Below are 512 nucleotides of genomic sequence, written 5' to 3' on the forward strand. Positions count from 1 at the left end.
CAGGCTCACCAGCCGGGTTCACCAACTGAACACTCGCCGTCGCATCCGGCGTGAAACCCTCACCAGTAACCGTGGTCGACTCACCCGGAGCAACCTCCGACGGGTCAACCGCGATCGAGGGAGCACCCGGCTCGACGATCTCGATCGGCGTCGTGTCCTCGTTCCCCTCAGGGTCCTCGGCACCGATCTCGTGATCACCCGGCTCAGTGTCCTCCGGGATCGTGAACTCGGTCTCGAAGGTGCAGTCCTCACCAACCGGAGCGGTGACAGGCTCACCCACCGGGTTGCCCTCAGCATCGGTCAACTGCACCGACGCCTCAGTACCCGGAGCGAAACCCTCACCGGAGACAGTCACCGTCTCACCCGGCAACGCCGAGGTCGGGTCAACCGTCACAGCCGGCTCAACCGGACACACACCGCCGTCACCCTCGGTGACAGTCAGCGGAGCCTCAGCAGACTCACCCGACTCATCGTCGGTACCGACCACAGTGAAGTCACCCGGCTCAGCACCC

General features: G+C 65.0%; 1 pseudogene. It reads right to left on the reverse strand.

Annotated elements, in window-relative coordinates:
* Window positions 1-310 (reverse strand): annotated as a pseudogene (locus tag ACFSE6_RS18930) (hypothetical protein); the annotation flags it as partial.
* Between the last annotated feature and the right edge of the window lie 202 nt (window positions 311-512).

It is taken from the genome of Georgenia deserti, from assembly GCF_042680605.1.
Classification (GTDB): Bacteria; Actinomycetota; Actinomycetes; order Actinomycetales; family Actinomycetaceae; genus Allobogoriella; species Allobogoriella deserti.